At 66.6% G+C, this 25,179-nt stretch carries 28 protein-coding genes; 11 read left to right on the top strand and 17 right to left on the bottom strand.

Annotated elements, in window-relative coordinates; genetic code table 11:
* Nucleotides 1-3: 3 nt before the first annotated feature.
* Nucleotides 4-729 carry a response regulator gene (locus tag ACFDTH_RS05155; RefSeq protein WP_375286438.1) on the bottom strand — a complete coding sequence of 242 codons (726 nt, stop codon included), beginning with the start codon at nt 727-729 and terminating at the stop codon, nt 4-6.
* Nucleotides 730-1,019: 290 nt separating this feature from the next.
* Here ACFDTH_RS05155 and ACFDTH_RS05160 point away from each other — a divergent pair, with 290 nt between their 5' ends.
* From ACFDTH_RS05160 to ACFDTH_RS05175, 4 genes are read left to right on the top strand one after another with little or no spacing between them, the layout of a single operon-like run.
* Nucleotides 1,020-2,108, top strand: a complete 1,089-nt coding sequence (locus ACFDTH_RS05160; protein ID WP_375286439.1) for an efflux RND transporter periplasmic adaptor subunit — start codon at nt 1,020-1,022, stop codon at nt 2,106-2,108.
* A complete protein-coding gene (locus ACFDTH_RS05165) occupies nt 2,105-3,274 on the top strand; it encodes an ABC transporter permease (RefSeq protein ID WP_375286440.1) in 1,170 nt (389 codons plus the stop codon). The genes ACFDTH_RS05160 and ACFDTH_RS05165 overlap by 4 nt, the downstream gene beginning before the upstream one ends.
* Complete coding sequence (locus ACFDTH_RS05170; RefSeq protein ID WP_375286441.1) at nt 3,271-4,014, top strand: ABC transporter ATP-binding protein; 744 nt, start codon at nt 3,271-3,273, stop codon at nt 4,012-4,014. The genes ACFDTH_RS05165 and ACFDTH_RS05170 overlap by 4 nt, the downstream gene beginning before the upstream one ends.
* Nucleotides 4,015-4,057: 43 nt before the next feature.
* On the top strand, nt 4,058-4,873 hold the full coding sequence (locus ACFDTH_RS05175; protein WP_375286442.1) for a hypothetical protein: 816 nt from the start codon (nt 4,058-4,060) through the stop codon (nt 4,871-4,873).
* Between the two features lie 233 nt (nt 4,874-5,106).
* On the opposite strand, the gene ACFDTH_RS05180 is transcribed toward ACFDTH_RS05175, so the two are convergent.
* Entirely contained in the window at nt 5,107-5,919 is an 813-nt protein-coding gene (locus ACFDTH_RS05180) for an SDR family NAD(P)-dependent oxidoreductase (RefSeq protein ID WP_375286443.1), read from the bottom strand.
* A gap of 37 nt (nt 5,920-5,956) precedes the next feature.
* Entirely contained in the window at nt 5,957-6,385 is a 429-nt protein-coding gene (locus ACFDTH_RS05185; protein ID WP_375286444.1) for a tautomerase family protein, read from the bottom strand.
* Between the two features lie 126 nt (nt 6,386-6,511).
* Between ACFDTH_RS05185 and ACFDTH_RS05190 the strand changes: the two genes are divergently transcribed.
* The 6 genes from ACFDTH_RS05190 (at nt 6,512) to ACFDTH_RS05215 (ending at nt 10,522) form a co-directional block, all read left to right on the top strand.
* Nucleotides 6,512-7,075 (top strand): TetR/AcrR family transcriptional regulator, encoded by a 564-nt coding sequence (locus ACFDTH_RS05190; RefSeq protein WP_375286445.1) that lies wholly within the window; start codon nt 6,512-6,514, stop codon nt 7,073-7,075.
* 185 nt (nt 7,076-7,260) lie between these two features.
* On the top strand, nt 7,261-7,740 hold the full coding sequence (locus ACFDTH_RS05195; protein ID WP_375286446.1) for a hypothetical protein: 480 nt from the start codon (nt 7,261-7,263) through the stop codon (nt 7,738-7,740).
* Between the two features lie 106 nt (nt 7,741-7,846).
* A complete protein-coding gene (locus ACFDTH_RS05200) occupies nt 7,847-8,260 on the top strand; it encodes an EF-hand domain-containing protein (RefSeq protein ID WP_375286447.1) in 414 nt (137 codons plus the stop codon).
* Between the two features lies 1 nt (nt 8,261).
* Nucleotides 8,262-9,071, top strand: a complete 810-nt coding sequence (locus ACFDTH_RS05205; RefSeq protein ID WP_375286448.1) for a sterol desaturase family protein — start codon at nt 8,262-8,264, stop codon at nt 9,069-9,071.
* A 185-nt stretch (nt 9,072-9,256) separates the two neighbouring features.
* Entirely contained in the window at nt 9,257-10,180 is a 924-nt protein-coding gene (locus tag ACFDTH_RS05210; protein ID WP_375286449.1) for a LysR substrate-binding domain-containing protein, read from the top strand.
* Between the two features lie 18 nt (nt 10,181-10,198).
* Nucleotides 10,199-10,522 carry a hypothetical protein gene (locus ACFDTH_RS05215; protein ID WP_375286450.1) on the top strand — a complete coding sequence of 108 codons (324 nt, stop codon included), beginning with the start codon at nt 10,199-10,201 and terminating at the stop codon, nt 10,520-10,522.
* A 16-nt stretch (nt 10,523-10,538) separates the two neighbouring features.
* Here ACFDTH_RS05215 and ACFDTH_RS05220 read toward each other — a convergent pair whose 3' ends face one another.
* From ACFDTH_RS05220 to trbB, 11 genes are read right to left on the bottom strand one after another with little or no spacing between them, the layout of a single operon-like run.
* Complete coding sequence (locus ACFDTH_RS05220; protein ID WP_375286451.1) at nt 10,539-10,763, bottom strand: DUF2274 domain-containing protein; 225 nt, start codon at nt 10,761-10,763, stop codon at nt 10,539-10,541.
* Complete coding sequence (locus ACFDTH_RS05225) at nt 10,760-11,983, bottom strand: TrbI/VirB10 family protein (protein ID WP_375286452.1); 1,224 nt, start codon at nt 11,981-11,983, stop codon at nt 10,760-10,762. The genes ACFDTH_RS05220 and ACFDTH_RS05225 overlap by 4 nt, the downstream gene beginning before the upstream one ends.
* The gene (gene trbG / locus ACFDTH_RS05230; protein ID WP_375286453.1) at nt 11,980-12,996 is read right to left on the bottom strand and encodes a P-type conjugative transfer protein TrbG; all 1,017 of its coding nucleotides are present in this window, start codon (nt 12,994-12,996) and stop codon (nt 11,980-11,982) included. The genes ACFDTH_RS05225 and trbG overlap by 4 nt, the downstream gene beginning before the upstream one ends.
* Nucleotides 12,993-13,676, bottom strand: a complete 684-nt coding sequence (gene trbF, locus ACFDTH_RS05235) for a conjugal transfer protein TrbF (RefSeq protein WP_375286454.1) — start codon at nt 13,674-13,676, stop codon at nt 12,993-12,995. The genes trbG and trbF overlap by 4 nt, the downstream gene beginning before the upstream one ends.
* Nucleotides 13,677-13,679: 3 nt before the next feature.
* Nucleotides 13,680-14,987: a P-type conjugative transfer protein TrbL gene (gene trbL / locus ACFDTH_RS05240; protein ID WP_375286455.1), complete on the bottom strand. Its 1,308-nt coding sequence runs from the start codon at nt 14,985-14,987 to the stop codon at nt 13,680-13,682.
* 2 nt (nt 14,988-14,989) lie between these two features.
* A complete protein-coding gene (trbK-alt, locus tag ACFDTH_RS05245) occupies nt 14,990-15,295 on the bottom strand; it encodes a putative entry exclusion protein TrbK-alt (protein ID WP_375286456.1) in 306 nt (101 codons plus the stop codon).
* 4 nt (nt 15,296-15,299) lie between these two features.
* Nucleotides 15,300-16,058, bottom strand: coding sequence for a P-type conjugative transfer protein TrbJ (gene trbJ / locus ACFDTH_RS05250; protein WP_375286457.1), 759 nt, complete (start codon nt 16,056-16,058; stop codon nt 15,300-15,302).
* Nucleotides 16,055-18,490 carry a conjugal transfer protein TrbE gene (gene trbE, locus ACFDTH_RS05255; protein WP_375286458.1) on the bottom strand — a complete coding sequence of 812 codons (2,436 nt, stop codon included), beginning with the start codon at nt 18,488-18,490 and terminating at the stop codon, nt 16,055-16,057. The genes trbJ and trbE overlap by 4 nt, the downstream gene beginning before the upstream one ends.
* Nucleotides 18,487-18,768, bottom strand: coding sequence for a VirB3 family type IV secretion system protein (locus ACFDTH_RS05260; RefSeq protein ID WP_375286459.1), 282 nt, complete (start codon nt 18,766-18,768; stop codon nt 18,487-18,489). The genes trbE and ACFDTH_RS05260 overlap by 4 nt, the downstream gene beginning before the upstream one ends.
* On the bottom strand, nt 18,765-19,064 hold the full coding sequence (locus ACFDTH_RS05265; RefSeq protein ID WP_228221089.1) for a TrbC/VirB2 family protein: 300 nt from the start codon (nt 19,062-19,064) through the stop codon (nt 18,765-18,767). Before ACFDTH_RS05265 ends, ACFDTH_RS05260 begins: the two co-directional genes overlap by 4 nt.
* A 32-nt stretch (nt 19,065-19,096) precedes the next feature.
* Nucleotides 19,097-20,083, bottom strand: a complete 987-nt coding sequence (trbB, locus tag ACFDTH_RS05270) for a P-type conjugative transfer ATPase TrbB (protein ID WP_375286460.1) — start codon at nt 20,081-20,083, stop codon at nt 19,097-19,099.
* 235 nt (nt 20,084-20,318) lie between these two features.
* Here trbB and ACFDTH_RS05275 point away from each other — a divergent pair, with 235 nt between their 5' ends.
* The gene (locus ACFDTH_RS05275) at nt 20,319-20,690 is read left to right on the top strand and encodes a YybH family protein (protein ID WP_375286461.1); all 372 of its coding nucleotides are present in this window, start codon (nt 20,319-20,321) and stop codon (nt 20,688-20,690) included.
* 27 nt (nt 20,691-20,717) lie between these two features.
* Here ACFDTH_RS05275 and ACFDTH_RS05280 read toward each other — a convergent pair whose 3' ends face one another.
* From ACFDTH_RS05280 to ACFDTH_RS05290, 3 genes are read right to left on the bottom strand one after another with little or no spacing between them, the layout of a single operon-like run.
* Nucleotides 20,718-21,143 carry a CopG family transcriptional regulator gene (locus tag ACFDTH_RS05280; RefSeq protein WP_375286462.1) on the bottom strand — a complete coding sequence of 142 codons (426 nt, stop codon included), beginning with the start codon at nt 21,141-21,143 and terminating at the stop codon, nt 20,718-20,720.
* A 9-nt stretch (nt 21,144-21,152) separates the two neighbouring features.
* Nucleotides 21,153-23,126, bottom strand: a complete 1,974-nt coding sequence (locus tag ACFDTH_RS05285; RefSeq protein ID WP_375286463.1) for a conjugal transfer protein TraG — start codon at nt 23,124-23,126, stop codon at nt 21,153-21,155.
* Between the two features lie 14 nt (nt 23,127-23,140).
* A complete protein-coding gene (locus tag ACFDTH_RS05290) occupies nt 23,141-24,901 on the bottom strand; it encodes a relaxase/mobilization nuclease domain-containing protein (protein ID WP_375286464.1) in 1,761 nt (586 codons plus the stop codon).
* Nucleotides 24,902-25,179: the final 278 nt, after the last annotated feature.

The following is a 25,179-nucleotide window of genomic DNA, read 5'->3' on the forward strand; positions in this document are numbered from 1 at the left end:
GGGCTAGACCTTGTCGACGCGCTGGGCGAACACATAGCCGCCGCCGCGGACTGTCTTGATCAGCGCTTCGCCCGAAGGATGCTGCGCCAATTTGCGGCGCAGCCGGCTGAGTTGCACGTCAATCGACCGATCATAGGGCACCGCATTGCGCCCTCTCGTCCAATCGAGAAGTTGGTCCCGGTTTAGCACGCGATGGGGATGCGTCACGAAGCTCACCAGCAGGTCGAACTCGCCGCCCGTCAATTCGATCGACGTGCCGTCGGGGTCGAGCAGGGACCGGCACCCCGCATCGAAGTTCCAGCCTGCGAAGCGGTAGCGTTCGACGCTGAGCGGGGCCGTCACGCGGTTCGCCTCGCGCGTCCGGCGCAATATCGCTCGGACGCGGGCGATCAGTTCGCGAGGATTGAAGGGTTTGGGCAAATAGTCATCGGCGCCGACCTCAAGGCCGACGATTCGATCCACGTCTTCGGCCTTCGCGGTGACCATCAGCACCGGGATGCCGGTCTGCGATCGCAGGCGCCGGCACAGCGACAACCCGTCTTCACCGGGTAGCATGACGTCGAGCACGACAAGATCGACGCGTTGGCGTTCAAGCAGTCGGTCGAACTCCTCGACGGACTTGCAGCCGGCGGGCGCGAAGCCCTCGCGCGCGAGCAGCTCGACAACCATTGTCCGGATTTCCCGGTCGTCCTCGACGACTGCGATAAGACTGTTTTCCATGAGCGCCATATTGCCGCCTTGGCATGCACAAGAAAACAGGTCTGCCGGCTCGGTTACTCTTCGTTACGCTCTGCAATCTCCGTGAAGCGCTGCGATTACAGTTCGGGGTGAGAGATGCCGGCCGATGACAAGTTCATCGACCTCAACCTTCCGATTTCTCCGCGAGCTGCACCCGACCGATGAATGAAACCGCATCTGCTGGAAAACTATCTTTGCAGCGGCCGCCGGCGCGTCACCGCGGCAAGCGCCGGGGTCTTCTTTGGAGCGTGGGCGCGCTTGCGGTCCTTCTTCTTGCATGGGTGCTCTGGCGCTATGTCTGGCCCCATCCTGTGGAAACCTATGCTGCGGTTCGGGCGCCCTATGAGCAGACGGTTTCCGGCCCGGCGACGCTCGATGCGATCAACAAGGCGAATGTCAGCTCGCGCATCTCCGGCAGACTCACGCGCATTCTCGTGGACCGCAATGCTGTCGTGTCCGCCGGGCAGCCGATTGCTTTCATCGAGCAGGATGACCTGCGCAGCAAGGTATCGGCCTCACGCGCCAATCTGCTGGCGGCAGAGGGCGCGCAGCGCGAGGCAGTAGCCAATGTTGGCGGCGCCCAGGCGACAGTGACGAACGCGCGCGCGACCTTTGATCGGCAAGCCGAATTGCGCGCGGACGGCTGGGTGTCGCGCGCGAGCTACGATCAGGCGCAGGCCAGCCTGAAGCAAAGCGAGGCGCAGCTTGCGGCCATGCACCAGACGGTCGAGCGCACCCGCGCGCAGACCGGCGCGGCGGCAGCGAACTTGGCGGCCGACGAGGCCCAGCTGGCCATGGCGACGGTACGCGCGCCGTTCGCCGGCGTGGTCGCGGTGCGCAATCGCAGCGTCGGCGATGTCCTCAGCGCCGGTGCGTCGATCATGGAGATCGTCGATCCGGCGAGCATCGTCCTGACCACGCGCCTCGATGAAAGCGTGATCGGCTCGGTTCGCGTGGGACAGCGCGCACGAATCCGGTTCGTCTCCGATCCCGGCCGAGCGCTGACAGGGCGCGTGCTCCGCCTGAGCCGCGAGGTCGACCCCGAAACGCGCGAGTTCACGGTCGACATCGTCGTCGATCATCTCCCCGAAAACTGGGCGCTCAGCCAGCGCGCGAACGTCGAAATTCTCTATGCGACCGGGCCGGCGAGCATAGCCGTCCCGGCTTCCTTCGTTATGCGCGAGGGCCAGACCGCAAGCGTCTGGGTAGTCGACGACGGTCGCGTCCACCGACGAACGATTGAAGCAGCGGCGGGAAGCGGACCGCTGGTCGTAGTCCGCAAGGGTCTTGCGTCCGGCGAGGTCATCGCGGCGCCCCAGGACGTCTATGCAGGGATGCGGGTAGCGCGCCAGGAAGCGAGTGCGCCATGAATCTCGCGATCAAGGACATCCGCTTCAACTTCGCCCGCTTCGCGCTGACCGCGCTCGGCATCGGCTTTCTGCTAATGGGCGCGATCGGTGCGCTGGGCCTCTATCGCGGCATCGTCGCCGATGCCTTGCTCGTGATCGACCGGATCGGAGCAGACCTGTGGGTCGTGCAGGGCGAACGCGTGGGGCCATTTGCGGAAGGCTCCTCAGTGTCGGGCACGATGGACCGCCGCGTCGAGGGCGTGCAAGGGGTCGATGCGGTTCGCCGCTTCGTGCAGTTCAGCCAGCAGTTCAATCATGCGGGCCGACCGTTGCGCGCCACGATTACCGGCCTCGACTATCCCAAGGATCGTGGCGACTGGTTCGCCGTTACTGAAGGGCGCCACCTTGCAGCAGCGCATTTCGAGGCGGTGGCCGATGTCAGCATCGGCTTGCCGCTGGGCGCCAAGGTACGGCTCGCCAAGGACGATTATACCGTGGTCGGCCTGACCCGCGGGCTGGTCGACTCCGCCGGCGACGGGCTGATGTTCGTTTCGATCAACGATGCGATGACGATCGCCTCGCGTCGCCCGAGTGAGCAGGTCCTGCTTGCGCGCGAGGCGAACGGCACCGCTGCGGCGCAGGCGGCCGGCTCTGGCGAAAGCTCGGTCCCGCAGGACAGCAAGATCGCCGCCGTGCTGGTGACGCTCCGGCCGGGCGCTGATGCCGGCCAAGTGAAAGCGGCCGTGATGCGCTGGGGTGATGCCAATGTGATCAGCAAGGCCGAGCAGCGCGATTTGCTTCTGAACCAGCGCTTGTGGCGGCTGCGCGTTCAGATTCTCGCCTTCACGTCGGTGCTGCTGCTGGTGACGGCGATCGTGATCTCGCTGATCCTCTACACCATGACCATGGAGAAGCTGCATCAGATCGCGCTGATGAAGCTGCTGGGCGCGGCCAATAGCCGGATCGTCTCGATGATCCTGCAGCAGGCCGCGCTGATCGGGCTGTTCGGGTTCGTGCTTTCGCTACTGCTGGCCAACACTATATTCCCCTGGTTCCCGCGCCGCATCGTCATGCTGCCGAGCGATCTCGGCATGTTGTTCGCGATCCTTTGCGTGATCTGTGTGATCGCGAGCTGGTTCGGCATTTCCCGCGCGCTCAAGGTTCGGGCGCAGGAAGTTCTGTCGTGATCGGCGCGCCCCTGCTCAGCGTGCGTGGGGCCTCGCGCCATTACCAGAGCGGCGATACCATCGTTCGCGCGCTCGACGATGCGTCATTGGACGCCCATGCCGGGGAACTGATCGGGATCACGGGACCAAGCGGATCGGGCAAGAGCACGCTGCTGCTGATCTGCGGTCTCCTTGAGCCGCCCACCCATGGCGAAGTCTGTATCCGCGGCCGGCAGGTCTCCTATCCCGATGCCGATCTCGACGGGCTGCGCGCTTTCCGGCGGGACAATATCGGCTTCGTGTTCCAGAAGGCCAATCTCATCCCCTTCCTGACAGCGGCCGAGAATGTCGCGGTCGCGCTGGAGATCGCCAATGTCGCGCCGCAGCCCGCCCATGACTATGCGGTGGAACTCCTCGAGGCGCTCGATCTCGGTCACCGGGTCGAAAACCGTCCCGCGCGCCTGTCCGGCGGCGAGCAGCAGCGCGTCGCGATCGCCCGCGCCCTTGCGAACGATCCGCCGCTGATCCTGGCCGACGAGCCTACCGCCGCGCTCGACAGCGTGCGCGGGCGGCAAGTGATGGAACTGTTCCGCCGTATCGCGATCGAGCGGGAGGCCTGCGTCATGGTGGTCACGCACGATCCGCGCTCGCTCGACCTGTTCGACCGCGTGATCGAACTCGAGGACGGTCGGATTGTATCGGAAGCAACCGGGAAGAGTGCGGCCGATCCGGTCCAGCCACAACCGTTCATCTTGAAATAAGGGAGGTGCAACTAGTATGAAATCCATAGGATATTGTTTCCTGATGCCGTTCGCCTGCTGTTCGGCTGCCGCGCAGGCCCAGGATATGGGCGAGTCCTGGGACGGTCCGTTGAAGGACAGGAAGCTTACCGTCTCGGCGAACGTAGCGCTGACAAACGCCAAGCTGCAAGTCGTGGACAGCAAGGTCGATGTGCCTGCCGACGCGCCTCTTGAGGACATGGAAGTCACGATCAGTGACAAGCTGTCGGTCTCGACCAAGATTGTCTCGGCTAGCGTCGGCTATCGTGTGCTGCCGTTCCTGCAGGTCTCAGCCCGGGCTGGGCTCTCGTTCGGCAGCGCCGCGACGGGGGTGACGATCAAGGGCACGCCGACCGGAGCGCTCAGCGATTTCGTCGACGGACCGATCGAACTGGTCACCGATGCCGAAAATGATGTGAACGGCTATTCGCTCGGCCTGGGCGCCAACGCGTTCGTTCCGCTCGCGCGCATCGGAGAGGATCGTGTCGCCGGATGGGCGAGCTTCCAGCACTTGTGGAACAATCTGAATGGATCGGAAGTCGTGTCCAGGGCGACGCGGACCAGCGCCGGGCTCGCCTATGCCGTCGATCCGAGCGGTGGCATTCCCGGTGTGTTCCGCATCGGCGCCAGCTACAACTGGCTGACTCGCGACGTGCGGCGGACCAAGATCGTCGGCGATCAGGAATATGAGGTCCGTATCACTCAAAAATATGTGAATCCCTGGTCGGTCGAGGCCGGAGTCGGCCTACCGGTCGCGGACAGGCTGGTCCTCGGTATTGGCGCCTCGCAACAAATCGAGGGCGGATTGTCCGGTTTCCTGAGCCTCCAGTGGCGGCCGTGAACGCCAGACGTTCGTTTCACGGCACGCACTCGACAGGATGAGAATTGTTGCGCTTTGGCATCCCATGGCGAAGCCGCGCATATCTTGGCTACGGCCATGTTCCGAAAGCCGTAAACCCATCGTCAGACGGGGCGGAGTTTGTCAGAGTCGTCACGCACACCCCGCTCGGCCGATCCGTTCGACAGGATGCTTTGGAAGCGGGAGCGGGGATTGCCGCCCGCAAGGGGTTGCGATCAGGCCTGGATGCGGTGCTGCAGATAGCGCGTGGCGGGCACCGCTCGCGACAAATGGGGGCGGAGCGTGTTGCGCGCTGTCTCGAATTCCTGCCATTCGGCCACCTCGGGCAGCGAAGGGATGGTCACTGTCTCTCCCACGTCAAAGCCAGCGAGCGCGGCATCGACCATATCCTCCGCCCGCATGACCATGCTCGCCGGCAGTTGGTCGGCGGGCCGGCCGAGCTGATCCCAGAATGCGGTCGCGGTGATGCCCGGAAGTACTGCCTGCACACGAACGCCCTCTGCCTCCAGTTCATGCTGCAATGCCTGGCTGAAGGCGAGCATATAGGCCTTGCTGGCGCTATAGGCGCTATTCAGCATGTCGGGCGCGAGCGCGACGATAGAGGAGATGTTGATGATCGCGCCGGCGCCGCGCCCGGCGAAGGCCACTGCCGCCGCATGGGCGAGGCGCGTCGGCGCGGCGACGTTGAGGCTGACAAGGCGGGCTATCGTCTCCGGGTCGCAGCCGATCAGCGGACCGATCGCGCCCATTCCGGCATTGTTGACGAGCAGCGTGATCGCCGGATCGGTGAGCAGAACCTCCTCGATCCTTGCAAGATCGGGCGCATGCGTGAGATCGGCCGCGACCGTTCGTATCGAACGATCGGTCACCATGCCGATGCGTTCGGCGACGTGGGCAAGATTCGCGCAATTGCGGGCAACGAGGATGAGATTATGGCCGCGCCGCGCCAGCCGGTCGGCATAGACGGCGCCGATGCCGGAAGAGGCGCCGGTAACCAGCGCCGTGCCCTTTTCGGGAACAGGGGACATAGGGTGTCTCCGATTGGTCGTATGGGATGGCCGAGATCTATGCGGCCTGGGCGGGGAGTGCCCGATTGGCTTCGCGCCAGCGCTTCTCTTCGTCGCTGTTCGGGAGTGGCGGCGCCAGCCCGTTGATCGACCAAAGGTCGAAGGCGGTCTCGTCGATGTGAAATTCCCAATCCAGGCCGCGCCCGGTCGTAAAGGGCGTCAGCACCTCGTTGCACATGCCGATGAAGCGTTTGCGGATTTCGGCGGTGGGCATGGTCCGTGCGATATGGTCCACCCAAATCCGCACGAAGTTTCCGACCGGCCCGCGACCGCCGACGTAGAAGCAATCCTCGGCGACTTCCTGGAAGACCACGCCGACATAAAATTTCGGCAGCGGATTGTAGAGCTCGGTGATGCGCGCGGCGAGCAATTCCTTGTCTTCGCGGCTGAAGGCTCCGGCTGGGTGGAAGACATTCCAAAGCGGCATGGCGGTTCTCCTCGGGCGAACGACTCAATGATGATGATCGTCATCATTGATGTTCAAAGCCACGCCTCTTGTCAATGATGTCACGCATCATCATAATCGGCAGGTCTGAACGGAGGGCCTGCGCGGATGCGCATCAGCAAGGAGCAAGCGAGGGAAAACCGGGAGAAAGTGGTCGAAACCGCCTCCCGACTGTTTCGCGAACGCGGGTTCGAAGGCGTTGGCGTTTCCGACCTGATGAAGACGGCCGGCTTCACCCACGGCGGCTTCTACAATCACTTCAGCACCAAGGACGCGCTTGCGACCGAGGCCCTCGAAAGCGCCTGGTCGGAGATGGCCACCGAGCGCGCCACCGCAAGCGATCTGTCGCGACTCCTGATGGCCTATCTCTCGCGCCCGACGCGCGACAGTCCCGGCATGAGCTGTCCCGCGGCGGCGCTTGCGGGCGAAGTCGCGCGACAATCGGACGCCGTCAGAACCGCCTTCGCTGGCGGTCTCGAGGAAATGATCGAGTCCATCCGGCAGCGCCTGCCAGATAACGAGACCGAGCATTCGCGTCAGCAGGCGGTTGCGCTTGTGGCCGCCATGGTCGGAGCTTTGATCCTCTCCCGTGCCGTTCCGGACGAGACGAAATTGGCTGACGAACTACTGGAGGCCACCTTGTCCTCAGCGTTGCGGGGATTGAAACCGTAGCGGGTTCGCTCGGGTCGCAATGGCGGCGGCGACGCGTCGTTTCTCACGCATGTTGCGGCCAAGGCAGCATCCGCACCGGCGCCGAGTAACACTCCGTTACACTATGTCTTCCCTGTGCAGCATTCCGCTTACGCAAGTGCTTCATTTCCATCAGCACACCCGGCCCTCAAAGCCGAAAGGAGTGCATGATGAAACGAAGTCTCCTGATCGCGGGCGGCCTTGCCGCACTGACGTCAGGTATCCCCGCAGCGACCGAAGCACAGGCCCGGGGTCGCACCGTCAGCGTGCAAGGCGCCCATGGCGGCGGCTATGTCAAACAGCGTTCGGCCAGTCGATCGAACGGCAGCCTGACATCGTCGCGCAGCCTGCGGACAAACGATGGATACGGATATTCCGCGTCCCATTACGCCTCGCGCCAGGCAGGCAACTCCTCGACCAACGGCACTGTCACGAGCAATGATGGTCGCGGCGCGGCGACCAGTTCGAGCCGCAACTGGGACGACGGCAGCTATGCAGGCGGCCGGTCGACCACGCTCAACGACGGTCGCACGGTCGGTCACTCCGCCGCGGCTACCAAGAACGCCGACGGCAGCATCACCTATTCGGCGTCCCGAACCCGGCTCGATGGTAGTACAGCCGCTGTCAGCGGAACCACGATCCCCTGATCAACTGCTTCATTCGCGGCCGCCCTTGCCCCCGAGGCCGCGTGGAGGCCGCGCCGCACTTCCATAAGCCCCCCGGTGCGCGCGGCCTCCCTTGAAAGGACAAGCCATGAAATTCCGCCTTCTCATTGCTGCTATCCTGGTGTCCACGCCCGTAGTGGCATTTGCCCAATCCAACCAGATGGAAGTGTTCGAACGCGCTGACGCGAACCGCGACGGTCTCATCACCCTGGCCGAGTTCAAAGCGGCGCGGACACGGCAGTTCGACCGCTTCGATCGCAACGGCGACGGGGCCATCTCCCAGGCCGATGTCGGGCGCATCGCTCAATTCCGTCCGGAAATCGGCCAGCGGCTCAACATGTTGATCCAGACGGCGGATGCCAATCATGATCGCCGAGTCACGAAGCCCGAATTCGCCGCTTCGCCCGCGCCTCTGTTCGAGCGCGCAGACGTCAATCGCGACGGCGTGGTGGACAAGGCCGAACTCGCCGTGTTGCGCCAGGCGCTGGACAACGAACGCTGACATGGAAGCGATGGGAAAATCGCCGCTGTGGCTGACCTTCGTGGCAGCGATGGTGATGGCGGAGGCGCTTCTGAGGCTGCGTTCCGGTCGCGGCTATGATCGGGGCACGGCACTCACCTCATTCGGCCTGATCCTCGGCGGCGTGCCGTTTGCGGCTTTCAACGGCCTGGTCATCGCGGCGATCTATTCCTCCCTTTGGTCCGTGGCGCCCGTCCACCTGCCGCTCGATGACTGGCGGACGTGGGTGGCTGGCTTCCTTCTCGTCGAGCTGGCCTACTACTGGTTCCATCGTGCCAGCCATCGTGTCCGCTGGCTGTGGGCGTCGCATTCTGTGCATCATTCGGCCGAGCAGCTTACTTTGCTTTCTTCCTTCCGGTTGGGGTGGACCAGCCTGCTTTCGGCGGGATGGCTGTTCTATGCCCCCTTGGTGCTCGTCGGTTTCGATCCGCGCTTGGTGGTCGGGCTGCTAGTCTTCAACCTGCGCTTCCAGACGTTCCTCCATACCGAACTGATCGGCCAGCTGGGGCCGCTGGAGTGGGTATTCAACACGCCGGCACACCATCGGCTGCATCACGCCTGCAACGCCCCCTATATCGACCGCAACTATGGCGGCGTCCTCATAATCTACGATCGCCTCTTCGGTACGCTCGCTACCGAATGTGCCGATGAGCCTGTCCGTTACGGCCTTGCGCATCGAATGCCGACCGCAAATCCGTTAACGATCGCCTTTCGCGAGTGGCGGATCATGGCAAGCGAGATCCTCGCCAAACGAGGTCGTGGATTAGGACGCACACTGTTCGGTGCGCCGTAAAAAATCGTCTTTCTAAGGCAACGCTGCGTCGGGTCTTCAACTGCCGTCGGATGAATGGCGGATTTCGACGGACTTTCTTCGTCACGTCGAGCCAGCGCACTTTTCTACTAACACGTCACTGATCCTGCGCCAAAAAAGATGTGGGCGATACAACTAGATTTTGAGTACCTGTTACGGAGACTGGCTTGCCTTTTGATATCCGTCAGCTTCGATATGCCATAGCCGCGACGGATCACGGCAGCTTCTACCGAGCGGCCCGCGCGCTAGAAATCGAGCAATCAACTCTTAGCCGCAATATCTCGAAGCTGGAGCGTTCGATCGGAGCGCCAATATTCGAGCGGTCGCGCTCGGGTGTCACAATGACGCTGGCGGGAAGTGTATTCATCCGCGGCGCCAGGCCGATGGTCGCCACGGCTGATAAGCTGGTGGCGATGATGCGTGCAGCCGGTCAGGGCTGCGCCGGAGGGCTGAGGCTGGGGCACAACAGCTCGGTCTCCGCAGGCAATCTGCGTGCGACCCTGGTGAGTTGGCGCGAGGCGCATCCTCAAGTCGAGGTTGATTGCGTCGAGGCCGATCGGAGCGTGCTGCTCGCCGGACTCGACACCGGGGAGATCGACATCGCGATCCTGATGGGCGCAGCCGGGCATGACGGGTTCCGCTGCGAGACGTTTTGGAGCGAGCGGATGCTAGTCGCGCTCCCCGCCTCACATGTGCTGGCGGACCGCGAGGTGGTTCACTGGACGGACCTTCGCCGTGAACGTTTCGTTTTGCCGGCGGCCGATCCCGGTCCCGAGATACGCGACATGCTGTTCGGTCGACTAGCGGTCTCCGGCAGCAAGCCCGACATCCAAATGTCCCAAGTGAGTCGCGAGACGGTCCTCAGTATTCTCGGCGGCAGCTCGGGCGTAAGCATCGTCTGCGAGGGATCGACCGGAGCAATCTATCCCGATGTCGTCTATCGACCGATCCACGGCGAACAAGGCCCGGCGCTGACCGGCTATTCGGGTTGCTGGCGAGACGACAACGGCAATCCTGCGCTGCGGCGCTTCCTTGGATTCATCAAGGCGCGGCACGCTCTGTCCTTTGATTTATCGCAGGTATTCCAATAACATATATGCGGATAGTTCATGGAGTTCATCGACATGTCGCAAGGCAAGACGGTCATCGTCATACTCGTCACCTTGATCGTTGGCTTCGCAGGTGGGTTTGTCTTGCGGCCGGTGATTTTACCGATGCAACAAGCCGAGGCGGTCGCCGCTGTCATACCGGCCGCCGCGGTGTCGAGCGAAGCCCGTGGTACGCAGTATTTCGTTGCGCATATCGACGAGGCGCGGCAGGTCGTGGCCGGGTGTCGCGACGGTTCGGTGCGCGGCGGTGAATGCACCACCGCCGAGGAAGCCATCACCAAAGTTGAAGCCGCCGAACGTCGGCGGAAGTTCTTGGGCAACTGAACTCCTCCGGGTCGGGTCAGTCCTTTGCGGAGCGTCGACGCCGACAAAACCCCCGATCGCTCGCCATGAACTTCGCCAACATCGGCGAGACGAGCTTCTCGGGAGGTATGGTCTCTTCGCCGGTCTCCGCCGCCAGCGCAGCGGCGTAAGCGACGAGATCGCGGTGAACGGCAGCGGGCAGCTCGACCGTCAACTTGACAGGCCGGTCGTCGGCGAGCGGTCCTAGCTTCAACTTCGTCATCGTGCAGTTCCGATCGGTTCGAGCACAAGGTCGCGGGTCAGGATCACGCGCAGCGGATGGCCCGGCCGAATAGTAAGCGTCGGCTGCACGTTGAGCTGCCGACGCACGATCTGTTGGCCAGTCTGGTTGATGGTGTCCTGCGAGCCGCGGCGCAGCGCGCGGGTCAGGTCGTCCTCACTGTCTGCACCCAGCTCGGCGCCAACGCCAAGCAACGTGGAGACGGCTGCGGCCTTCAGGAGATTACCCCAGTGCTGATTCACGCGGTCCTGAAGGCCCGCGAACCCGGATCCGTCCGCGCCGGGCTGGCGCTCGAGAACGATCGAGCGGCCGTCCGGCATGATGAGGCGATCCCATGCCAGCAACACCCGAGTCTGCCCGGCGGCGATCTCGCTGTCATACTCGCCGATCAGTCGCGCGCCCTGCGGAATGAGCAGGATGCGCCCGGTCGGGCTGTCATAGACGTTGGCCGTCACCTGCGCGGTGATCTGGCCGGGAAGGTCGGAACGGACGCCCGTGATGAGCGCGGCCGGGATGATGCTGCCGGCCTGCACGATGTTAGGCGACGCCGGCGCCGTCAGCCGCTCGACGCTGACCGTCCGCTGATTCGATGCCTGCGCCATGAAGGCGCGCTTGCCGGCCTGGTCGCCCTGCGCCGCCGTATCGGCCGACACCGGGGCCGCTGGGGCTGCTGCGGCAAGACTCGGCGCGGCCGGCGGCGACGACGACGTGGCTCCCTCGCCGCTGCCGAGGAAGACCGAGCTGGTGCGGGCCGCGTCGCGCTCCTGCTGGGCGCGCTGGCGAGCCGCTTCGGCGGCCTGCACGCGCGGATCGGGCTGCGCTGCCTGCGCGCCGACCGGCGGGACGGGCACTGCATCGCCGCGCTGCTGGGCCGAGACGATCGGTCCACCGAGGTCGCCGGGAAGCGGCGGCCCGAGACGCGGCGCCTGCGCGTAGTCGCGCGGCCCCGACGTGATGGTCTCGGCGGTGGCGCGGCTGTCGGTGTTGTACAGTTCCTGCGCCTTGCGCTCGCCGGCTGGCCTCAGTGCGTAGATCAGCGAGCCGCCGATCCCTAAGCCGGCGGCGACGCCGACGACGGTAAGTGCTTTGCGGGACAGGCGCATGACGCGCGGCGGCGGCCCGCGAAGCTGGAAGGCGTGCGGATCGGCCGGGGCCGGCTGTGCGGCGGGCGGCTGGGGCGCGGTGTCGGCAGGTTCGCTCACGGCCGCCCCCTGCGCCCATCGTCGCGCACGATGCTGACGCGCTGCTCGGCGCGCCGGTCGCCGAGGCGCAGCTCGGCGGCGGCGAACAGGCGATCGACCACCATGTAGCGGCCCTGAACACGGTAGTTGACCAGCTCGGCACCGCCAGCCGCGCCGGTCACGAACAGCGGCGGCATCTCGCCCTGCGATATGCCGGCGGGAAACTCGATGAAGACCTGTCGGCCATCATCCAACGCACGGACGGGGCGCCACGGCGCGCGGTCGCCGTCGATCCGATAGCGGAAATTGAGCGCGGACACGTCCACGCCGCTCGCTGCGGGTGCCGCGGATGCTGCCGCCGCGTTGGCGCTGCGCAGCGCGATGAGTTGGTCATGCGGATAGGTCCAGGATACCGACGCCATGTAGGTCGAAGGCGTCGCGCGCAGTTCGAGGTGATAGGTGCGGCGGTCGGTGTTGATGACGAGGTTGGTTGCGATGTCGGGCCGCGTGGGCTTCGCGAGGATATGCACGCGCGCGGTCGGGCCGCTGCCGCTGATCGTGTCGCCGATGATCCAGCGCACCGTGTCGCCGGCCGCGACCGGCCCCGGCCCCACGAGCTGCTCGCCTTCCTGCAAGGCAATGTCCGTTACCTGCCCGGGTGCGGCATAGACCTGATAGAGCGCGCCATCGGTCCACGGATATTGCTGGATGGCGTTGAGGAACCCGTCGCGCACCGGCTGCACGCGGGCGGCGGCGTTGGCGGCGCCGACGCGGCGGCGCGGATCGGCAGGCTCCGGCGGCGATGCGGTGTTCCCGACCGGCTTCAACTGGCCGGGCAGCGGCAGCGGCTCGGGGGTTGTCACCACCTCGACAGCGCGCGCGGGTTCGGGCGCGGGCGTCGCCGCGATCTCACGCGGCGGATCGTCGTAGGCGATCGCCGGCGGCCTCGCAGACATGGTAGCGCATCCAGCAAGTGCCGATGCGGAGACGAGCAGCGCAGCGGACACCGCGCGGCGGAACGGACTGGCGGTCATTGCGACAGCTCCTTCGACCAGTTGAGGGCATTGACGAAGACGCCGAGCGGATTCTTGCGCAGGGCGTCGGGCGTTCGCGGCGGCTGCACGACGACGGTGAGGATTGCGGACCAGCGCTCGATGGCGGCAAGGCTGCCGTCCTGATAGCGGCGCTCGGTCCATGCAACGCGGAAGCTGTCGGGCGAGGCGCGGATCACGCTCGACACGTCCACCGCGACCTGCACCTTGCCGACCTGCGTGAACGGGTCGTTGGCGCGCGCATAATCGTTGAGGAACAGCGCGCCCTTGTCGGTCGTGAAGTCGTAGGCGCGGAGCCAGTTCTGGCGGACGATGACCGGATCAGCCGGGATGCTGCGCACCTGCTCGACAAAGCGCGCCAGGTGGAACGCCACCTGCGGATCGGTCGGGCGGTAGCCAGCCTCGGCGGGTGCGACGGTCTGCGCCTCGCCCAGCCGATCGACCTGCACCACCCACGGCACGATGTGGCCGCGTGCCGACTGCCAGATCAGGCCGCCGGCCAGGCCGCCCGATAGGGCGAGCGAGCCGAAGAAGGCGAGCCGCCAGTTCTTCGCCTGCACGCGCGCGGAGCCGATGCGATCGTCCCAGGCTTGGGCCGCCCGCTGGTAAGGCGTCGTGGGTTCGGGCGTCTGGCCGTAGCGGATGGAGGGGCGTCTAAACATGGATCAATCCTTCTGGCTGACGTCGACCGATGCGCCGCTGCCCCCGCCGTCGCCGGAGCGCAGCGTGTGAGCGGCGACGGTCGCGCCGTGGGTCATGGTCTGGCGGCGCTTCATCGCGGACGCCCAGGCGGGGGGACCGTCCGGCGACGGCGACGGGGTCGGCGGCCCGCCCGAGATCGTGCCGCCGGTAGCGGACACGGCGGCGCGACCGCCCGAGCGGTAGCTGTCCTTGAGCGAGGCGGCAGCCCGGCGGAGCGGCGACATGGCTGCGCCGGCCGCGGCCTTGCCGACGCCGGCGGCTCCACCCGCAACGGCGGCCGCGCCAGTCTTCCCGGCCGAGCCGAGCGCATAGGCGCTGTTGGCGGCACCGGATGTAAAGGCCGCGCCGCGCGCTACACCGCCGATCGCGCCAGCGGCCGTACCCGCGCCGAGACGGGCGGCGGCTGCGCCGCCGACCAGGGCACCGCCGGCCGCAAGTACGGTTCCAGCCGCTGCGCCAGCGCCGAGCGCCGGACCGCCCGAGACGATGCCGTTGGCGATGCCCGGCCCGAAGACTCCGAGGCCGAGCAGGCAGAGCGAGGCGAGCGCGACTGCCATCGCATCCTCGATGCTCGGCTGCGCGGCGCCAAAGCCGGCGCGGAACTCGTCGAATAGCGTCGAGCCGATGCCGACAATGACAGCGAGCACCAGCACCTTGACGCCGGAGGAGATGACCAGCCCCAGCACACGCTCGGCCATGAAGGCGGTCTTGCCGAACAGGCCGAACGGGATGAGCACGAAGCCTGCGAGCGTCGCCAGCTTGAACTCGATCAGGGTGATGAAGAGCTGGATCGACAGGATGAAGAAGGCCAGGATGACCAGCACCCAGGCGAACAGCAGCACCGCGATCTGGATGAAGTTCTCGAAGAACGCGACCCAGCCCATCAGATCGGAAATCGATTGGAGAATCGGTTCGCCGGCATCGAGCCCGACCTGGGCGACGCGCCCCGGCTGGAGCAGCTCGGCGGCGGTGAAGCCGGTGCCGGACGCTTTCAGGCCGAGGCCGGCGAAGCTCTCGAAGACGATCCGCGCAAGGCTGTTCCAGTTGCCGATGATGTAGGCGAAGATCCCGACGAAAAGGGTCTTCTTGACAAGGCGCGCAATGATGTCGTCGCCTTCGCCCCAGGTCCAGAACAGCGCCGCTAGGGTCACGTCGATGACGATCAGAGTGGTGGCGATGAACGCCACCTCGCCGCCAAGCAGACCAAACCCGCTGTCGATGTAGCGGGTAAAGACCTCTAGGAAACGATCGACGACGCCGGTGCCGCCCATGTTTAATTCTCCTGTGCCGACATGCCGTCGGCGATGCGAGCAGCGGGGGGCGCGCCGGGCGCGAGGAACCGGCGACGGTTCTCGGCCCAGGCGCGGAGGCAGTTGGCGTCGCTCGCGCCGGCCTGTCCGAGCGACTGGCAGCGACGAAGCTCGATCAACAGCGGATCGGCCTTCGCCGAAGTGTCGGCGACGGCCGTCGGCTCCTCGCGCGCGGGCCGAGGCGGGCGGCTCATCTCGATCGCGGTCATCGTGATCGCGATGGCGACGAAGACGACAGCGCCGATGCGCGCGAAGAGCTTGGTATCCATCGGCTCAGTCGTGGAACATCTGTGCGTTGCCCGGCTGATAGCCGGTCGGCCGCTCAAGGAAGCGGCGGAGGCGCTCGCGGCTCTCGGCCTCGACGGCCGCCTTGCGCGCTGCGTCCAGCGTCTGCGCGCGTCCCTGCGCGGCCAGCAGTGCGGTCAGGTCGGCGAGCTGCTGCGATTGCAGTGCGAGAAGCTGATTGCCTGCCTGCGCGGCCTGAAGCGCACCCGTCGCCGACTGGCTGGACGACACCAAGCCGTCCATCGTCGTGCGTGCGCCGTCGATATTCCCGACGACGCCAGCCTGCACGCGCAGCGCATCCTCGAACGCACTGACGCTATCCTGCCAACGCGCATTGGCGTTGGCGACCATCTGCGCGTTGGTGCCGGAAAGCGCCGTGCCCTTGTAGCGGTCAGTGAACGCCTGCTGGACGTTCTGCACGTCATACGCGATGCGCTGCGCCTGGCCGAGAAGCTGCTGGGTGCGCTGCACCTGCTGCTGGAGCTGCTGGAGCGAGCTGAATGGGAGCGAGGCCAGATTGCGCGCCTCGTTGATAAGGCTCGTTGCCTGGTTCTGGATTTGCTGAATCTGGTTGTTGATCTGCTCCAGCGACCGTGCGGCCGTCAGCACGTTCTGCGCGTAGTTGGTCGGGTCATAGACGATCCCGCCGAACTGCGCGTAGGCCGGAGTCGCGGCGGTGATGCCGATGACGCCCGACGTGGCGAGGACGCCGGCCACGATGGCGCGGCGCAGGATTCTGGTCTTCATAGCGGTAACTCCTGCTGGCTGGGGGGAAGAAGCTCGACGGCCCAGGCGCAGCCGCGATGGCGCAGCCACTCGGCCGCGAAGGCGGATGCCCCGTGGGTTTCGGTGATCTCGGCGATGCGGAGCTGGTCGGTCTTCGACGACGCGGCGGCAAAGGCCAGCGCGACCTCGCCCAACCCCAGCTCGAACAGGCGGTTTCCCCGCCGCGACTGGCAATAATAGTCGCGCTTGGGCGTCGCCCGGCCAAGGATTTCGATCTGCCGCGCGTTGAGCCCGAACCGCTCGTAGATGGCGGCAATCTGCGGCTCGACCGCGCGTTCGTTCGGCAGGAAGATGCGTGTCGGGCAGCTCTCGATGATGGCCGGCGCGATGCTCGACGTCTCGATGTCGGCGAGGCTCTGCGTCGCGAACACGACGCTGGCGTTCTTCTTTCGCAGCGTCTTCAGCCATTCGCGGAGCTGGGCCGCGAAGTCCGGGCTGTCGAGGACCAGCCAGCCCTCGTCGATGATGATGAGCGTGGGCGAACCGTCCAGCCGGCCTTCGATCCGGTGGAACAGGTAGGACAGCACAGCGGCGGCCGAGCCGGCGCCGACCAAACCCTCGGTCTCGAACGCCTGCACCGACGCTTCGCCGAGCCGTTCGGCCTCGGCATCGAGCAACCGGCCCCACGGTCCGCCGAGGCAATAGGAGGCGAGCGCCTGCTTGAGCTGCTGGCTCTGGAGCAGGACCGCGAGCCCTGTCAGCGTGCGTTCCGGCACGGGCGCGCTGGCAAGCGAACCGAGCGCCGACCACAGATGCTCCTTGGCCTGCGGATCAACCGCGACGCCTTCGGACGCGAGGATCGCCGCCAGCCATTCGGCCGCCCATGCGCGTTCTGCCGTATCGTCGATATGGGCGAGCGGCTGGAGCTGCACGCCGTCGCCGGCCTCGTCGGCGAGCATCCCTCCGAGATCCTGCCAGTCGCCGCCCATCCCGATCGCGGCGGCGCGGATGCTGCCGCCGAAGTCGAAGGCGAAGACTTGCGCATTCTCGTAGCGACGGAACTGCATCGCCATCAGCGCGAGCAGCACCGACTTGCCCGCGCCGGTCGGGCCGACGATCAGCGTGTGGCCGACATCGCCGACATGAAGGGAAAACCGGAACGGGGTCGAGCCTTCGGTCTTGCCATAGAGCAAGGGGGGCGCACCGAAATGCTCGTCCCGTTCCGGCCCCGCCCATACTGCTGACAGGGGGATCAGGTGGGCGAGATTGATGGTAGAAATCGGGGGCTGGCGGACGTTGGCGTAGGTGTGGCCGGGAAGACTTCCCAGCCATGCTTCGATCGCGTTCATGCCCTCGGGGATGACGGTGAAGTCACGGCCCTGAATGACCTTCTCCACCAGCCGCAATTTCTCGGCGGCGATGGCGAGGTCGCGGTCCCATACCGTCACCGTCGCGGTGACATAGGCCATGCCGGCATAATCGGCCCCCAGCTCCTGCAGGGCGGTGTCGGCGTCGGCTGCCTTGTTCGAAGCGTCGCTGTCGAGCAGCGTGCTCGCCTCGTTGGTCATCACCTCCTTCAAGATCGCCGCGATGCTCTTGCGCTTGGCGAACCACTGGCGGCGAATGCGGGTGAGCAGCTTGGTCGCGTCGGTCTTGTCGAGCATGATCGCGCGGGTGGACCAGCGATACTCGAAGGCGAGCCGGTTCAGCTCGTCGAGCAGCCCGGGGAACGTGACGCTAGGGAATCCCGTGATCGTCAGCGTGCGGAGATGATGGTCGCCCAGGCGCGGTTCGAGCCCGCCGGTCAGCGGCTCGTCGGCGAGCAGCGCATCCAGGTGCATCGGCGTTTCCGGCACGCGCACGCGCTGGCGGCGGGTGGAGATGGTGCTGTGCAGGTAGGTCAGGGTCTCACTGTCATCGAGCCAGCGGACCTCGGGCACGAAGCCCTCGACCAGATTGAGCACGCGGTCGCTGCGATCGGTGAAGCTCTTGAGCAGCTCCCACGGATCGACGCCGGACGTTGACCGGCCCTCGTAGAGCCAGCCTTCGGCGCGCGCGGCTTCCTCGGCCGGCGGTATCCACAGCAGCGTGAGATAATAGGCGCTCTCGAAATGCGCGCCTTCCTCGCGGAACTGTTCGCGCCGCTCCATGTCCACCAGCGCCGAGACGGGATCGGGAAACAGAGAGTCCGGGTAGTCGAGCGCGGGCGTGCGCTGCGCCTCGACGAAGATCGCCCAGCCCGATCCGAGCCGGCGCAGCGCATTGTTGAGCCGCGCGGTCGTGGCGACCAGCTCAGCCGGCGTCGCGCTATCGAGATCGGGACCGCGAAAGCGCGCCGTGCGCTGAAAGCTGCCGTCCTTGTTGAGCACGACGCCTTCGCCGACCAGCGCGGCCCAGGGCAGAAAGTCGGCGAGGTGCGCCGCCTTGTTGCGGTATTCGCGCAAGCTCATCATGGCTGCATCCATGTCGGAAAGCGGAGGTGGCGGCGGGCGACGTCCACGAACTGCGGGTCGCGCCGCGCCGCCCAAACGGAGATCGCGTGCCCGATCGCCCAGATGACCAGGCCGGCGATCCAGAGCCGGAGGCCGAGACCGATGGCGCCCGCCAGCGTGCCGTTGACGATGGCAAGCGCCCGCGGTGCGCCGCCGAGCAATATCGGCTCGGTCAGCGCCCGGTGGACCGGCGCGTAATAGCCGGGGATCGGCTCGACAGGATCGCCGGCGCCGGTCACGCGATCAGCGCTCCGCCGCCGAAACTGAAGAAGCTGAGGAAGAATGAGCTGGCCGCGAACGCGATGCTGAGACCGAACACGATCTGGATCAGGCGGCGAAAGCCGCCGGACGTATCGCCGAACGCGAGCGTCAGGCCGGTCACGATGATGATGATGACCGCGACGATCTTCGCCACCGGCCCCTCGATCGATTCGAGGATCGACTGGAGCGGAGCTTCCCACGGCATCGACGAGCCGCCCGCGTGCGCCGGGACGGCGAAGGTCAGCGCGATCACGCTGGCGGTGGCGGTGAGCATGACGCGGCGTGCGCCATGCGACAAGGCATGGATCATGGCAGGTCTCCGGTCTGGGGGGTGGTGAGCGGCGTGATGCGGTAATCGCCGGTGGCCGGGTCGAGCCCGCTGAGGCTGGCCAGCTCGACGAGCCGGCGGCCGTGGCCGTCGCGGACGAGGACCGCGATCAGGTCGATGGTCTCGGCCAGCAGCGCGCGCGGGACCGTGACCACGGCCTCCTGAATGAGCTGCTCCATACGGCGCAGCGCGCCGAGCGCGGTGCCGGCGTGGATCGTGCCGATGCCGCCGGGGTGCCCCGTGCCCCAGGCTTTGAGAAGGTCGAGCGCCTCGGCGCCGCGCACCTCGCCGATCGGGATGCGGTCGGGCCGCAGCCGCAGGCTGGACCGGACGAGATCCGAGAGCGATACGACGCCATCCTTGGTCCGCATGGCGACGAGGTTGGGCGCGGCGCATTGCAGCTCGCGCGTGTCTTCGATCAGGACGATGCGGTCGGTGGTCTTCGCGACCTCGGCCAGCAGCGCGTTGACCAGCGTGGTCTTGCCGCTGCCGGTGCCGCCGGCGACGAGGATGTTGGCGCGTGTCTGCACGCCCTCGCGCAGCGCCGCCGCCTCGGCCGATGACATAATTCCGGCCGCCGCATAGTCCTCGAGCGTGAACACCGCGACCGCGGGTTTGCGGATCGCGAAAGCCGGCGCGGCGACAACGGGCGGCAGCAGCCCCTCGAACCGCTCGCCGCCCTCGGGCAATTCGGCGGACACGCGCGGGGATCGCGCATGAACCTCGACGCCGACATGGTGCGCGACCAGGCGCACGATCCGTTCGCCATCGGCCGTGCTCAACAGCTCGCCGGTGTCGCTGATCCCCTCGCCGAGCCGGTCGAGCCACAGCCGGCCGTCCGGGTTGAGCATCACTTCTATAACCGCAGGGTCGTCCAGCCAGGCCGCGATCGACGGCCCGAGCGCCGTGCGCAGCATTCGCACGCCGCGTGCCTTCGCCTCGGATCGGATCGGATGGACGGTCAAGGATCGGCCCCTCAAGTGAGCCGGGCGAACCGCCGCCCGGCTGTCGGGGCACATCAAGAGACGCAGGAATAGTCGTGTCGCAACAGCTACTTGCGAGCGTAGTAGAGGCGGCGGCAGATACGTTGCCGGTGGCGGAGCAGACTATCGGCCAAGACTTCCCCCGACCGCCGTCGGACAGAAACCGTGGCGATCAAGCGCGCTTCGAGTCGTGCTTCAAGTTGGCTATTGGAAGAGCATGGATGACGAACTCATCGCCTTCGCACGCCAGATGGATCGTTGCTGGATGGAGAGCCGCTTCGATGACCTTTCCGCCTACATCGCCGATGATGTCGTCATGATCGCCCCCGGCGGTGCGCACCGCGCCGAGGGCTTGACTGCTGCGGTCGAGAGCTACCGGGATTTCATGAGCCGCTCGTCTGTCGCGCGCTTCCACGCCGATGATTATGTCGTCACGGAACGCGGCGCGACCGCGGTGGTGGAATATGGCTGGGACATGGCCTGGGCCGATCAGGGTGCCGACCATGAGGCGAAGGGGCGCGAAATCCTGATCCTCACGCGAACCGATGACGGCTGGCGTGTCATCTGGCGGATGCAACTTGAAGCGTGACGCTCAGGTTATCGGCCGGTGGGTGCATCATTCGGGGTCCGTTGACGCACGCGGGCAAACGTCCTCAGGTATATCGTCCATCAAGGTTTTGCCGCTGGCGTAACGTCGGCCGAGCGTCTCAACGAACCCTTCGTAGCGCTTACGGCCCTTCACCTGTGCGGCCGCCTGATCCTCATCTGGCAGCGGCGGCGTGACGGACAGCCAGAAGCGAACGAACAACGCCAGCGCCTCGGTCGAGAGGCCGGTATTCCGCTCTAGGCGCTGCATCTGCCGGGAGAGGCGGTCGAGCCGGCGTGCGAACGCCGCCTCCATCCGGTCGGCGCCGTCCGGCGACAAGTAGGACGTGACCGCCGCCTCCACGATCGCCGATCGCGAGATGCGCCGCCGGATCGCCAGCTCGTCGACCTGCTTGGCGAGCGCGGGCGGGAAATAGACGTTGAGCCGGGTGCGCATGGCGGTCTCCTACAACTCGATGCCGTCGCCGGGATCGAGCGACGCCTGCCGTGCCAACCCCTGCATCCGGCGGCGCACGGCGGCTTGTCTGGCGGCATCATCGGGATCGTCGTCCACGATGGCGAACTCCTGCGCGGGTGGTGCCGTCGCCTCCGGCGCGATGGCGACATGCTCTGGCAGCTCGGGCTCCCGGCGCAGCCCGCCATTGGCAGCGTCTTCCGCGTCGCGAACGATCCGCGCCACCTGCTTCGGATCGGCGGACGCCTGCCGGCCGGTCCAGTCGTCGGGCCGCGCCTTCGCCGCGAGCGGGGTCGGCGGACTCTCGATCCGCTCCGAGAGGCGGCGGTCCTGATAGTAGCGGGCCTTCTTCGCGCGGATCGGGTGGACGCCCGCCACCATCACGATCTCGTCATCGGGCGGGAGCTGCATCACCTCGCCCGGCGTGAGGAGCTGGCGAGCGGTCTCCGACCGCGACACCATCAGATGGCCCAGCCACGGCGAAAGCCGGTGTCCCGCATAGTTCTTCATCGCCCGCATCTCGGTCGCGGTGCCGAGCGCGTCCGACACCCGCTTGGCGGTGCGTTCGTCGTTGGTGGCGAAGCTCACCCGCACATGGCAGTTGTCGAGGATCGCGTTGTTCGGGCCGTAAGCCTTCTCGATCTGGTTGAGCGACTGCGCGATCAGGAACGCCTTGAGGCCGTAGCCGGCCATGAACGCCAGGGCGGACTCGAAGAAGTCGAGCCGGCCGAGCGCCGGGAACTCGTCGAGCATCAACAGCACGCGATGCCGGTTGCCGTTCGGGGTCAGCTCCTCAGTCAGCCGGCGGCCGATCTGGTTGAGGATGAGGCGGATCAGCGGCTTGGTGCGCGAGATGTCGCTGGGCGGCACGACCAGATAGAGCGTCGCCGGCGACATGCCCTCGACCAGATCCGATATGCGCCACTGGCACGCCCGCGTTACCTGCGCGACCACGGGATCGCGGTAGAGCCCGAGAAACGACATGGCGGTGCTGAGCACGCCCGATCGCTCGTTGTCGGACTTGTTGAGCAGCTCGCGCGCCGCGCTGGCGACGACGGGATGCACGCCGGCTTCGCCCAGGTGCGGCGTCGCCATCATCGCGGCCAGGGTCTGTTCGATCGTGCGCGAGGGGTCCGACAGGAATCCCGCAACGCCAGCCAGCGTCTTGTCGGGCTCGGCATAGAGGACGTGGAGGATCGCGCCGACCAGCAAGCTGTGGCTCGTTTTCTCCCAGTGGTTCCGGCGCTCCAGCGAGCCTTCAGGATCGACCAAAACGTCGGCGACGTTCTGCACGTCTCGGACTTCCCACTGGCCGCGCCGCACCTCCAGCAGCGGATTATAGGCGGCGGACTCGGCGTTGGTCGGATCGAATAGCAGCACCTGGCCGTGCCGCGCTCGGAAACCGGCGGTGAGCGTCCAGTTCTCGCCCTTGATGTCGTGGACGATCGCCGATGCCGGCCAGGTCAGCAGCGAGGGCACGACTAGGCCGACGCCCTTGCCCGAACGGGTCGGGGCGAAGCACAGCACATGCTCGGGGCCATCGTGGCGGAGATAGTCGCGCGCGAGCTTGCCGAGCACAACGCCGTTCGGCCCGAGCAGCCCGGCCGCGCGCACCTCCCGCTCGCTCGCCCAGCGAGCCGAGCCATAGGTTTCGGCGTTTTTCAGCTCGCGCGCGCGCCACACCGACATGCCGATGGCGACCGCGATCGACGCGAATCCGCCGGACGCAGCGATATAGGCGCCGGTCAGGAATATACGGGGCGCGTAGGCGTCGAACGAGAACCACCACCAGAAGAAGGCCGGTGGCGGATAGATGCGCCACCCGAAGGCCACAAACCACGGCGGCCCCAGCTCGGGCTGATGGGCGAGTGCGGCGGCGGTCCACTGTGTCGCGCCCCACACGCCGGCGAGCACGATAAGAAACACGATGATGATCTGGCCCCAGAGGATTTTGGTCGCGGACATGGAGGTCTCCTGATTCAGATGCCGAGGCCGCGCTTGCGGCCGAGCGTCCAGTCGATGCCGCCGCCCGCCCGGACGACGCCGGACACCTGACGGCCGAGCTGCTGTTCGAGGGTGCTGGCCCAGGGCACGAGCCGGAAGCCGAGGCCGTCGTCGATCATGGCGAAGCGCCCCGATGCGAGCGCGAGGCGCTGGCGAACGACGCCGGTGATCTTGTCGCCGGACGCGGCGGGGCGATAGGCAAGCCCGGTCTCGCCCGCGATCTTCGCGCCAACCGAGTCCAGCTCGCGCTTCCGCAGCGTGTCGAGCATCCCGCGCTCGAACACCGTCCGCTCACCGAACCGGCGGGCCAGCCCTTCCTTGACGAGATGGTCGGTGCGCGCGTCCATCGCGCGGCGCACCTCCGCGCCGAACCCGCCGTCCGCGACGCTGGCGCCGCGCTCGATCAGGCGATGGTCGAGCCACGTCGCGCCGGGCGCCTTGACCTGTGCCGCAAGGTCGAGGTCCGACCGCGTGGCGAGAACCGGCGTCGGCTTGGCTTCGCCGGGCCGGCCGACGCCGCGCAGATCGACGATGCCGCCGAGCTTTGGGCTCTGCTCCAGCGCTTCGATGCCGGGCAGCCGGACATGGTGGGTGCGGCCGTCCGTGCCGTCTATCACGGCATAGGCGGTGCCGGTCAGCTCGTCGTGCAGCCCCTTGTCGATCAGCCGGCCGGCGATCGGCTTCTCGGGCGCGCCGCTCACGACGGCGTAGCTGTCGAGCGGCCGGTCCTGGCCGCGTCGTTCAAGCGCCGCGCCGATGGTGCGGATGATGTCGCCGCGCGCGCCCAGCTCGCGCAGCTTCGCCGCAGCCCCTTCGGCGACCGCCCACTGGCCCGGCTCGCCCTCGGCGGCAAGCCCCATCGAATCCAAGTGCTGCAACCGCCCGACCATCAATCGGCGGAGCTGCGGGTCGTCCGGGCCGGGGCGCTCGGGGCGCAGGTCGATGACGCCCAGTTCGTCGGATGCGCGTTTGATCTCGGTATCGAGCCGCGTCCAGCGCTCGGCTGTCACCTCCCGCTCAAGGCTGCGCCGAACCTCGTGCTCGGGCTTGGGACCTAGCTCGGCCTGCGCCAGCTCCTCGGCGTTGGAGCGCAGGTTGTGGCTGATATAGTCGCGCGACATGACGAGATCGGCGCCCTGGTCGGTGACGCCGCGCACGAGCAGATGGACGTGCGGATTGTCGGTGTTCCAGTGATCGACCGCGACCCAATCGAGTCGCGTCTCCAGGTCGGCCTCCATCTGGCGCACAAGGTCGCGGGTGTATTCGCGCAGGTCGGTCAGCTCGGCCGCATCCTCAGGCGAGACGATGATGCGGAAATGGTGCCGGTCATCCTTGCACCGCTGGGTAAAACCCCGATCGTCGGCGTTGTCGCCAGCCGCATCGAACATGCGGGTCGGCGAGCCGTCGCGGGTCACGCCCTCGCGCTTAAGGTAGGCGACATGCGCGGACAGCGGCGCCATGCGGTATCCGCCCCGGCCGCGGTGGTTGACGGGCAGCGCCTTCACCATCACGCGCCGGCCGGAGCCGAACAGGCGGCTGCGCGCGAAGGCCGTGCGTCCCCTCCCGAAACTCGACTGGCCGCGCCGGCGCGATCCGCCCCAGCCCGCACGCTGGCTGCCGCCGCTCATCGCGGCGATGCGCAGCACCTCGGCTACCAGCCCGCGCGCATTGCGGCCCTGCGCCTTGCTGCGCTTGGCCTTGCCCGGCCGGACGCGGAATTCGCGCTCCTCGCTCATGGCCGGGCCGTTTTCCGCCGAAAACCGGCCGTCGTGCCGTTCGGCGCTTTGTAATCCTTAGCTTTTTCCGTCCGAGCGGCACGCTCGTCGACCGACGCCCCCATGTGAAGCCACGGAAAAGCCTCGGCTTTTCGGCTGAACGGGGCGTGCCTTGTATCTTGCCCTCGTCCCCTCCAACTCCTTCCTGCCCCTTCGCCCTTCTCACCGAGGGGAACCAACGATCCGAGAAGCCCGCCGGTCATTGCGGTCGGCCCGCGCGGGCGCGGGGAACGAACAGC

Source organism: Sphingomonas sp., assembly GCF_042096255.1.
Taxonomy (GTDB): domain Bacteria; phylum Pseudomonadota; class Alphaproteobacteria; order Sphingomonadales; family Sphingomonadaceae; genus Sphingomonas.

Bases quoted from the DNA above. Each gene is read 5' to 3' on its own strand.
- ACFDTH_RS05155 (WP_375286438.1), bottom strand. From the start codon at position 729: ATGGCGCTCATGGAAAACAGTCTTATCGCAGTCGTCGAGGACGACCGG.
- ACFDTH_RS05165 (WP_375286440.1), top strand. From the start codon at position 2,105: ATGAATCTCGCGATCAAGGACATCCGCTTCAACTTCGCCCGCTTCGCG.
- ACFDTH_RS05175 (WP_375286442.1), top strand. From the start codon at position 4,058: ATGCCGTTCGCCTGCTGTTCGGCTGCCGCGCAGGCCCAGGATATGGGC.
- ACFDTH_RS05180 (WP_375286443.1), bottom strand. From the start codon at position 5,919: ATGTCCCCTGTTCCCGAAAAGGGCACGGCGCTGGTTACCGGCGCCTCT.
- ACFDTH_RS05185 (WP_375286444.1), bottom strand. From the start codon at position 6,385: ATGCCGCTTTGGAATGTCTTCCACCCAGCCGGAGCCTTCAGCCGCGAA.
- ACFDTH_RS05190 (WP_375286445.1), top strand. From the start codon at position 6,512: ATGCGCATCAGCAAGGAGCAAGCGAGGGAAAACCGGGAGAAAGTGGTC.
- ACFDTH_RS05195 (WP_375286446.1), top strand. From the start codon at position 7,261: ATGATGAAACGAAGTCTCCTGATCGCGGGCGGCCTTGCCGCACTGACG.
- ACFDTH_RS05200 (WP_375286447.1), top strand. From the start codon at position 7,847: ATGAAATTCCGCCTTCTCATTGCTGCTATCCTGGTGTCCACGCCCGTA.
- ACFDTH_RS05205 (WP_375286448.1), top strand. From the start codon at position 8,262: ATGGAAGCGATGGGAAAATCGCCGCTGTGGCTGACCTTCGTGGCAGCG.
- ACFDTH_RS05215 (WP_375286450.1), top strand. From the start codon at position 10,199: ATGGAGTTCATCGACATGTCGCAAGGCAAGACGGTCATCGTCATACTC.
- ACFDTH_RS05220 (WP_375286451.1), bottom strand. From the start codon at position 10,763: ATGACGAAGTTGAAGCTAGGACCGCTCGCCGACGACCGGCCTGTCAAG.
- trbG (WP_375286453.1), bottom strand. From the start codon at position 12,996: ATGACCGCCAGTCCGTTCCGCCGCGCGGTGTCCGCTGCGCTGCTCGTC.
- trbF (WP_375286454.1), bottom strand. From the start codon at position 13,676: ATGTTTAGACGCCCCTCCATCCGCTACGGCCAGACGCCCGAACCCACG.
- trbL (WP_375286455.1), bottom strand. From the start codon at position 14,987: ATGGGCGGCACCGGCGTCGTCGATCGTTTCCTAGAGGTCTTTACCCGC.
- trbK-alt (WP_375286456.1), bottom strand. From the start codon at position 15,295: ATGGATACCAAGCTCTTCGCGCGCATCGGCGCTGTCGTCTTCGTCGCC.
- trbJ (WP_375286457.1), bottom strand. From the start codon at position 16,058: ATGAAGACCAGAATCCTGCGCCGCGCCATCGTGGCCGGCGTCCTCGCC.
- trbE (WP_375286458.1), bottom strand. From the start codon at position 18,490: ATGATGAGCTTGCGCGAATACCGCAACAAGGCGGCGCACCTCGCCGAC.
- ACFDTH_RS05265 (WP_228221089.1), bottom strand. From the start codon at position 19,064: ATGCTCACCGCCACCGCCAGCGTGATCGCGCTGACCTTCGCCGTCCCG.
- ACFDTH_RS05275 (WP_375286461.1), top strand. From the start codon at position 20,319: ATGGATGACGAACTCATCGCCTTCGCACGCCAGATGGATCGTTGCTGG.
- ACFDTH_RS05280 (WP_375286462.1), bottom strand. From the start codon at position 21,143: ATGCGCACCCGGCTCAACGTCTATTTCCCGCCCGCGCTCGCCAAGCAG.
- ACFDTH_RS05285 (WP_375286463.1), bottom strand. From the start codon at position 23,126: ATGTCCGCGACCAAAATCCTCTGGGGCCAGATCATCATCGTGTTTCTT.
- ACFDTH_RS05290 (WP_375286464.1), bottom strand. From the start codon at position 24,901: ATGAGCGAGGAGCGCGAATTCCGCGTCCGGCCGGGCAAGGCCAAGCGC.